Annotated in this window: 8 protein-coding genes; 3 read left to right on the top strand and 5 right to left on the bottom strand. The window is 65.1% G+C overall.

Features of this window, described 5'->3' with window-relative positions; genetic code table 11:
- On the top strand, positions 1-237 hold a 237-nt coding region (locus CV770_RS07015), incomplete at its 5' end, for a transposase (RefSeq protein WP_146101253.1).
- A gap of 53 nt (positions 238-290) precedes the next feature.
- On the opposite strand, the gene CV770_RS07010 is transcribed toward CV770_RS07015, so the two are convergent.
- On the bottom strand, positions 291-1,463 hold the full coding sequence (locus CV770_RS07010; protein WP_104461783.1) for an MFS transporter: 1,173 nt from the start codon (positions 1,461-1,463) through the stop codon (positions 291-293).
- Between the two features lie 50 nt (positions 1,464-1,513).
- On the opposite strand from CV770_RS07010, the gene CV770_RS07005 reads away from it, so the two are divergent.
- Together CV770_RS07005 and CV770_RS07000 are read left to right on the top strand one after the other, a co-directional pair.
- Positions 1,514-2,404 (top strand): AraC family transcriptional regulator, encoded by an 891-nt coding sequence (locus CV770_RS07005; protein WP_201759728.1) that lies wholly within the window; start codon positions 1,514-1,516, stop codon positions 2,402-2,404.
- Between the two features lie 206 nt (positions 2,405-2,610).
- A complete protein-coding gene (locus tag CV770_RS07000) occupies positions 2,611-3,963 on the top strand; it encodes a malonyl-CoA decarboxylase (RefSeq protein WP_104461782.1) in 1,353 nt (450 codons plus the stop codon).
- 353 nt (positions 3,964-4,316) lie between these two features.
- Here the strand turns inward: CV770_RS07000 and tarD are convergent, their stop codons facing one another.
- From tarD to CV770_RS06975, 4 genes are all read right to left on the bottom strand, one after another.
- The gene (gene tarD / locus CV770_RS06990; RefSeq protein ID WP_104461780.1) at positions 4,317-5,486 is read right to left on the bottom strand and encodes a D(-)-tartrate dehydratase; all 1,170 of its coding nucleotides are present in this window, start codon (positions 5,484-5,486) and stop codon (positions 4,317-4,319) included.
- Positions 5,487-5,605: 119 nt separating this feature from the next.
- Positions 5,606-5,848 (bottom strand): DUF3297 family protein, encoded by a 243-nt coding sequence (locus CV770_RS06985; RefSeq protein ID WP_038950952.1) that lies wholly within the window; start codon positions 5,846-5,848, stop codon positions 5,606-5,608.
- Between the two features lie 11 nt (positions 5,849-5,859).
- Entirely contained in the window at positions 5,860-6,336 is a 477-nt protein-coding gene (locus CV770_RS06980; protein ID WP_104461779.1) for a glutathione peroxidase, read from the bottom strand.
- Positions 6,337-6,338: 2 nt separating this feature from the next.
- Positions 6,339-7,739 carry an amidase family protein gene (locus CV770_RS06975; protein ID WP_104461778.1) on the bottom strand — a complete coding sequence of 467 codons (1,401 nt, stop codon included), beginning with the start codon at positions 7,737-7,739 and terminating at the stop codon, positions 6,339-6,341.
- Between the last annotated feature and the right edge of the window lie 151 nt (positions 7,740-7,890).

The raw sequence follows: 7,890 nt of genomic DNA, 5'->3' as shown, positions 1-7,890 counted from the left end.
GCCTTCCGTGGCAAACGCAAGATCGCCGGCGGTCGAAAGCGCGTTCGCGACGCTCTCTACATGGCTGCTCTCAACGCGGTTCGACGGGCCGATCCGTTCAAGGCCTTCTATGAAAGATTGCGACAGGTCGGCAAACCGGCCAAGCTCGCCCTCATTGCCGTTGCCAGGAAGCTGCTAACGGTCCTTAACGCTATGATGCGCGACAGGAAACCGTACCTGAAGGCCGGCCCCCAATAACAGTTGCCGGCTCTGCGCTCCGCTTCGCTGCGCTGGTCCGGGACACGGAGCCCTCACACCGGCTGCGGCGTCCTGATCTCGCGGGGCAGGATGATCGCCGCTGCGATCGCCAGCAGGCAGAGCGCGGCGAAGGCGTGCAGCATGGTCACGAAGCCGCCCTGCTCGTAGAGCCAGGCGACCAGGCCGACCGAGGCGCCGGCTGCGGTGAAGCCGATGAAATAGCGAACCGCGTAGGCGCGCGAGCGCCATTCCTCGCTGGTGTACTTGCCGACCATGGCATCGTTCACCGTGACCTGTCCGAACGCACCCATGGCGATGCCGATCGAGACCAGGATCAGCGGCAGATTGTTCAGGCTGGCGGCGAGATAGAGGAACGGCGCCAGCATGAAGGACAGCGGCAACGCCACCGTCTTCAGCGAGTAGCGGTCGAGCAACCGGCCGATCGTGTACTGCGTCATCGCGCCGAACACGTAGACGCAGGCCGCGATGACGCCGAGCAGCGCCGGGCTCTTGGTCAAATCGGCGAGACGCTCCGCGAACAGTTTTGGCAGCGCGACGGTGACGGCGTTGAAGGTCGTGGAGATCGCGATCACGACGATCAGCAGCGACAGCACCACGCGCCACATGTCCTGTTTTGCCACCCGCGCCTGCGCCGCCGCCTGCTTCGAGCCCTTGCGGTCCTCGTGCACGACCATCATCGCAAAGGCGACGCCGATCAGGATCGTGACAATGCCGGGAACGATGAAGGCGAAACGCCAGCCGAGATATTGGCCGATCACGCCTGTCACCAGCGCGGAGGAGGCAACGCCGAGATTGCCCCAGACGCCGTTGATGCCCATCTCGCGGCCGAGCCGGTCGGCATAGGACACAATCATGGCGGTGCCGACGGGATGGTAGATCGAGGCAAAGATGCCGATCGCCAGCAGCGCCGCGCCGAGCTGCGCCGGGGTCTGCACGAAGCCGACTGCGATCATGGACGCTCCGATGCCGACGAAGAAGATCAGCATCATGTGGCGGCGGCTCCAGCGGTCGCCGAGCCATCCGGTGAGCAGCGAGCCGGCGCCGAAAGCCACAAAGCCGGGTGTCGCGTAGGGCAAAAGTTCCGAATAGGCCATGCCGAGCGCCGGCCCCATGATGATGACGGCGGCGGCGAAGATCAGCATCGCATAGTGGTCGATGAAATGGCCTGCGTTGACGAAACTGATGACCCGGCTGGGGCTGTTCATACGAATCCTCTCCTGCTCCGAAATGAGTTATATGTCCTCCCCATGACGGGATGCTGCCAATGACTGTCTTGGAAACGCCAATCTTGGAAACGCCAATCTTGGAAACGCCAATCCTGAGGGAGGTCCGGAGCAACCACCGCTCGCCCGCGGGCGTGCACCTGGTCGCGCGCGACTATCCCAAGGGCATGCGGATCGATCCGCATTTGCACCGCGAGGCGCAGCTGATCTATGCGGCCAAGGGCACGATGCAGGTGACGACGCCCGGGGGGCGATGGCTGGTGCCGCCGGACCGCGCCGTCTGGGTCCCGGCCGGGCTCGAGCATGCCATCGATCTGCTCGCCGACATCGAGATGCGCACGCTGTATTTCGACCTGTCCTGGCTGAAGCGCGAGCAGCGCTATGACGGCCTGACCCGGGAATTCGTGGTGCGGGTGTCGCCGCTGCTCAATCAGGCGATCCTGGCGCTGTTCGACGCGCGCAACACGGAGGAGCGTACCGAGCTGCTGGTTCGCCTCGTGATGCTGGAATTGCACCAGGCTGAGGATTCCGCGACTTTCGTGCCACTGCCGCGCGAAGTGCGCTGCCGCCGCGCCGCCCTGATTGTGCTGGACGACCCCACCGGCCTGCACGACATCGACACGCTCGCGCGCGAGGTCGGAACTTCCGCGCGGACGCTGTCGCGGCTGTTCTCGATGGAAACGCAGCTGAGCTTCAAGAGCTGGTGCCAGCGCGCGCGGATCGCCGCGGCGATCCAGCGGCTCTCGACGGATGCCAGCGTGTCGGTGAAGCAGCTTGCCACCCAGCTCGGCTATGCCAGCGTGCCCGCGTTCTCGGCCGCGTTCCGCCAGGTGACGGGGCGGACGCCGACGGAGTTTGCCACACACTCGGTGTCGTCGCCCGGCTTGACCGGGCGACCCAGTACGCCGAGCCGGCGCGGCTAGAATCGAGAAGCTGCGGCGTACTGGATGCCCCGGTCAAGCCGGGGCATGACGGCGCGTTGTGTCGGCTCCCACCTCCACCCGCCATCCCTTATTCCCAGACGCACGGCCCAACTAAAGTTGCCGCATTCCTCCGCTTGATTGTGATCGGTTTCTGCCCAAATCCCGTGTAAGCTTCCGCAACGCACAAACCCGACACGAAAGTCCCGATGGCCAACGCCTTCTTCTCCGATCTGCTCGCCACGATCTCCGAGCGCGGCCGCACGCTGCTTCGTCGGGGAGATTCCGTCGACACCAGACGGGATGCCGACGGACTGATCGATCTCTGCGACGCGCTGCTGTCGGGCCGGGGCGAGGCATCGGGCATCGCCATCGCGCGTGAGGTGCTCGACATCTACCGGGAGCTGGATGCGGCGGGACGCCGCGCCTTCTTCGACGGACTGGTGCGTGATTTCGGCCCGGACCGGGAGCGCCTGTCCAAGGCGATCGAGAAATGGCGCGCCGCGCCGAGCGACGAGGACGCGAGCTCGCTGCATTTCGCCTCGGAGCCGCGGCGGCAGGAGCTGATCCGCCGCCTCAACCGCGCGCCCGGCGGCACGGGCGATCTCGTCAACATGCGCGCCGATCTGCTCGGCATGATGAATGGCCACACCGATCTCGCCGCGCTCGATCGCGACGTCTCGCATCTTCTCTCTTCGTGGTTCAACAGGGGGTTTCTCGTGCTGCGCAGGATTGACTGGTCGACCCCGGCCAACATCCTCGAAAAGATCATCCGCTACGAGGCCGTGCACGAGATCTCCGACTGGGACGATCTGCGCCGCCGCATCGATCCGGTCGACCGCCGCTGCTACGCCTTCTTCCATCCCGCGATGGTCGACGAGCCCTTGATTTTCGTCGAGGTGGCGCTGACCGAGACGATCCCGGGCGCGATCGCCCCGCTGCTCGCGGTCGATCGCCAATATCTGCCGATCGAGCGCGCGCGCACCGCCGTGTTCTATTCGATCTCCAACACCCAGCGCGGTCTCGGCGGCATCTCCTTCGGCAGCTTCCTGATCAAGCAGGTGGTCGAAGAGCTGCGCCGCGAAACGCCCAAGCTCGACACTTTCGTGACGCTGTCGCCGGTGCCGGGTTTCATGCCATGGCTGAAGCAGGATAAGGACCTGCCGCTGTCGGACGAGGACCGCGAGGTGCTGAAGCGCCTCGACGATCCCAAATGGTTCGAGAGCCCCGAGACGACGGCACAGCTCCGCGCCGTGATCGAGCCGCTCGCGGCGCACTACTTCCTCAAGGCGCGCACGCCGAAGGGCAAGCTTATCGATTCCGTCGCCCGCTTCCATCTCGGCAACGGCGCCAGGCTGGAGCGCATCAACTGGCTGGGGGACCTCTCGCCGAAGGGCGTGCGGGAATCCGCCGGCGTGATGGTCAACTACCTCTACCGTCTCGACGACATCGAGAAGAACCACGAAGCCTATGCCAATGACGGCGAGGTCGTGGCGTCCAGCGCTGTGAAGAAGCTGCTGAAGGGCGAAGGAAGGCGGCTGCTGGATATGCGGTTGTCGTAGGCCACACACTCGCTGTCATCGTCCGCAGGCGGACGATCCAGTATACCAGAGGCCGACATTGGAAAATTCGCTCTCGCCGTATCCGCCGCGGCGTACTGGATGCCCCGGTCAAGCCGGGGCATGACAGCGGAGAGCGTGGCGGAGTCGTGGGCTCAAGCGTAGTCGCACACTCAGCCGTAACCACCCACTCGGTCGTCGTCCCGGACAAGCGGAGCGCGATCCGGGACCCATAACCACAGGATTGGATTTGGCGAAGACTCGGAGTTACCAGCTCGCTCCATAACCTCTCCCTGGGGTTATGGGTCCCTGCTTTCGCAGGGACGACAGCGAGTTGTTGGAGACGCCGTCGCCGGTTACTCCGCCAGCGCGCTCATTTCCTTGTAGAGATCGGACTTGCCTTCGAAGCCGATGCCCGGAAGGTCCGGCATGGTGATGTGGCCGTTCTCGACGCGAACGCCATCCGGGAAGCCGCCGTAGGGCTGGAACAGGTCGGGGTAGCTTTCGTTGCCACCCAAGCCCAATCCCGCTGCGATGTTGAGCGACATCTGGTGGCCGCCATGCGGGATGCAGCGGCTGGGGGACCAGCCGTGGGTCTTCAGCACTTCCAGCGTGCGCTGGTATTCGCAGAGGCCGTAGGACAGCGCGCAGTCGAATTGCAGCCAGTCGCGATCGGGGCGCATGCCGCCGTAGCGGATCAGATTGCGGGCGTCCTGGTGGCTGAAGAGATTCTCGCCTGTGGCCATCGGGCCCGGATAGAATTCGGCGAGCGCGGCCTGCAGCGCGTAGTCGAGGGGATCGCCGACTTCCTCGTACCAGAACAAGGGATAGTCGCGCAGCATCTTGGCATAGGCAATGCCGGTCTCGAGGTTGAAGCGGCCGTTGGCGTCGACGGCGAGCTGCGCGTCCTTGCCGATCTCCTTCAGCACCGCCTCGATGCGGGTGCGATCTTCCTCGATTGCCGCGCCGCCGATCTTCATCTTCACGACGTCGTAGCCGCGATCGAGATAGCCGCGCATCTCACCGCGCAGCATCGAGAGGTCCTTACCGGGATAGTAATAGCCACCGGCGGCGTAGACGAACACGCGCGGATTGGCTTTGACGCCGTGCCGTTCGGCGAGCAGGCGAAACAGCGGCTTGCCCGCGATCTTCGCCACCGCATCCCACACCGCCATGTCGATGGTGCCGACTGCGACCGAGCGCTCGCCATGGCCGCCCGGCTTCTCGTTGGTCATCATCGCGCCCCAGACCTTGTCGGGGTCGAGATTGTCGCCAGCCGCATTCAGCAGCGACTTCGGATCGGCCTCGGTGATGCGCGAGGCAAAACGCTCGCGGATCAGGCCGCCCTGCCCGTAACGGCCGTTGGAGTTGAAGCCGTAGCCGATCACGCGCTTGCCGTCGCGTACCACGTCGGTGACAACGGCGACGAGGCTCGTCGTCATCTTGGTGAAGTCGATATAGGCGTTGCGGATCGGCGATGAGATCGGCTTGGTAATCTCGCGGACGTCGACGATGCGGACGGACATGGGGCTTGGCTTTCTCGCGGACTCTCTCGTCTCGTCATGGCCGGGCTTGACCCGGCCATCCACGTCTTGCCGCACGAAGAACGTGGATGCCCGGGACAAGCCCGGGCATGACGGCTCAACTATTTCTTATCCCTGAAATACGGCTCTACGGGCCCGTGCACCTTGATGGTCAGCGGGTTGCCGTGGCGGTCCTTGGCATTGCCGGCGGTGACGCGAACCCAGCCTTCGCTAATGCAGTATTCCTCGACATTGGTCTTCTCGACGCCCTTGAAGCGGATGCCGACGTCGCGCGCCAGGATGTCTGCGTTGTAATAGGGGCTGTTCGGATCGACCGACAGGCGGTCCGGAAATTCGTCGCTCATGATTGTCTCGCTCACAACAGGGTCTCGATTTGATTCCGCAATCCTTCGGGCCGTGCGGTCGGCGCGTAGCGCGCGACCACGCGGCCCTCACGGTCCACCAGGAATTTGGTGAAATTCCATTTGATGGAGGCCCCTAACAGGCCCGATTGCTGGTGTTTCAGGTACTCATACAGAGGGTGCGCATGGGCGCCGTTGACGTCGATCTTCTCGAACAGGGGAAAGGTGACGTCGTAATTGGTCGAGCAGAACGCCTGGATCTCGCTCGCCTGTCCCGGCTCCTGCGCGCCGAACTGGTTGCAGGGGAAGCCGAGCACCGAGAAGCCGCGCGGCGAGAGATCGCGATGCAGATCCTCCAGACCGCGATATTGCGGCGTGAAGCCGCATTTGCTCGCGGTGTTGACGATCAGGAGCACCTGCCCCTCGAAGCGGCGGAGCGCAACCTCCTCACCCGCAAGCGAGTTGGCCTTGAAATCGTAAATCGCGGACATCGCTAACCCACGGGATCGATCGGCGACGGCGGCACGCCGCCCGCCTCGATCGCTTCGCCGGCGAGCAGGCACAGATCCTCGCGATAGCGGCCGGAGACGATGTGCACGCCGACCGGCGCCTTGCCGACCAGACCGGTGGAGACCACGAGGCCCGGCAGGCCCATGAAGGGAATGGCGATCTGCGGCAGCTGCGCTTCCCAGACCCGCTTGAAGGACTCATCGTCCTTGCGATCGAGATGATCGGGGAACGGCAGCTCGCCGGACACCGGCGTCAGCAGCACCGCGTATTTTTCGAAGAACAGCATCCAGTCACGGGTCAGGGTGGCTCTTCGGGTCAGCGCCTTGGCGTAATTCGCCTGGTCCATCGGCGTGACCCTGGCGCGGTTGCCGCGCAGGCACGCCAGCGCACCGGGATCGCCCTCGCGCTCGGCCATCTCCAGCTGGGCTTCATAGCCGTCGCCGAGCCAGAGCTTGATCTGCCACTCGACCGCCTCGCGCATCGGCGGCGTGTCCTCGATGATGTCGACGGTCCAGCCTGCGCGCTCCAGCCGCTTGCCGGCGTCGCTCACCGCCGCCTTCACCTCCGGCGTCGTCGCAAGGCCGCCAGGATTGAGACAAAGCGCCGCGCGCTTGTCCCGTGCTGAGCCTTCCAGCGGCACTGGTGCGTACCAGGGATCGCGGATGTCGCGGGCCGACATCGCGGCCAGTGAAATCCTGAGGTCGTTGACGGTGCGCGCCAGCGGACCCGAGACCGCCATGATCTGCGGTCCGATCGGGCGCTCCGGCAGCGCCGGGTTGAAGGCGGGGATGCGGCCCAGCGTGGGGCGCAGGCCGTGCACGCCGCAGGCATAGGCGGGATAGCGGATCGAGCCGGCAATGTCGGTGCCGTGGGCGATATGGCCGATACCGGCCGCGACCGCGGAACCGGCGCCACCGGACGAGCCGCCCGGGGTCAGCGAGGCGTCACGCGGGTTCTTGGTGTCGCCATGGATGAGATTGGTGGTGAACCAGCGATAGGAGAAAGCCGGGCAATTGGTGCGCCCAAGCAGAATGGCGCCGGCTTTGCGGAAATTGGCGACCACCGGATTGTCCTCGCGCGCGATCAAATCGCGCTGGAGCTTGAGGCCGTTGGTGGTGGCAAAGCCCTCCTGGTCGACATTGGCCTTGATGGTCACGGGCACGCCGGCAAGCACGCCGGGGTCCTCGCCCCGCGCGATGGCGGCATCGACGGCGTCGGCCTGCTTGAGCACGTCGTCCGGCCGGTGGTCGATCACAGCGTTGAGCTGGGGATTGACGGCTTCCAGACGGGCGAGCCCGGCCTTGGCCGCCTCCCGGGCGGACACCTTTTTGGACTTGACGAGGGTCGCGAGGTCGGCAGCCGACAGGCGCCAGAGATCTTGCATGGCTTGCTCCGTGTAACCGGCGTCTTTTAGCCCCGGGAACGCGGCAAAGCCATGCGGATTTCGCAGGGGCGAAGGCGCCGGGGCGCCGGGTGGTGCCTCATTCTCCGTCGTCTTTGCGAGGAGCCTTGCGACGAAGCAATCCAGACTGCCT

Source organism: Bradyrhizobium sp. AC87j1 (assembly GCF_002936975.1).
In the GTDB taxonomy this organism is placed as follows: Bacteria; Pseudomonadota; Alphaproteobacteria; order Rhizobiales; family Xanthobacteraceae; genus Bradyrhizobium; species Bradyrhizobium shewense.
This window is presented reverse-complemented; position numbering and strand designations above follow the sequence as displayed.

What these genes read in the sequence shown, in the direction of transcription:
- CV770_RS07010 (WP_104461783.1), bottom strand. Translation starts at nt 1,463, where the DNA reads ATGAACAGCCCCAGCCGGGTCATCAGTTTCGTCAACGCAGGCCATTTC.
- CV770_RS07005 (WP_201759728.1), top strand. Translation starts at nt 1,514, where the DNA reads ATGCTGCCAATGACTGTCTTGGAAACGCCAATCTTGGAAACGCCAATC.
- CV770_RS07000 (WP_104461782.1), top strand. Translation starts at nt 2,611, where the DNA reads ATGGCCAACGCCTTCTTCTCCGATCTGCTCGCCACGATCTCCGAGCGC.
- tarD (WP_104461780.1), bottom strand. Translation starts at nt 5,486, where the DNA reads ATGTCCGTCCGCATCGTCGACGTCCGCGAGATTACCAAGCCGATCTCA.
- CV770_RS06985 (WP_038950952.1), bottom strand. Translation starts at nt 5,848, where the DNA reads ATGAGCGACGAATTTCCGGACCGCCTGTCGGTCGATCCGAACAGCCCC.
- CV770_RS06980 (WP_104461779.1), bottom strand. Translation starts at nt 6,336, where the DNA reads ATGTCCGCGATTTACGATTTCAAGGCCAACTCGCTTGCGGGTGAGGAG.
- CV770_RS06975 (WP_104461778.1), bottom strand. Translation starts at nt 7,739, where the DNA reads ATGCAAGATCTCTGGCGCCTGTCGGCTGCCGACCTCGCGACCCTCGTC.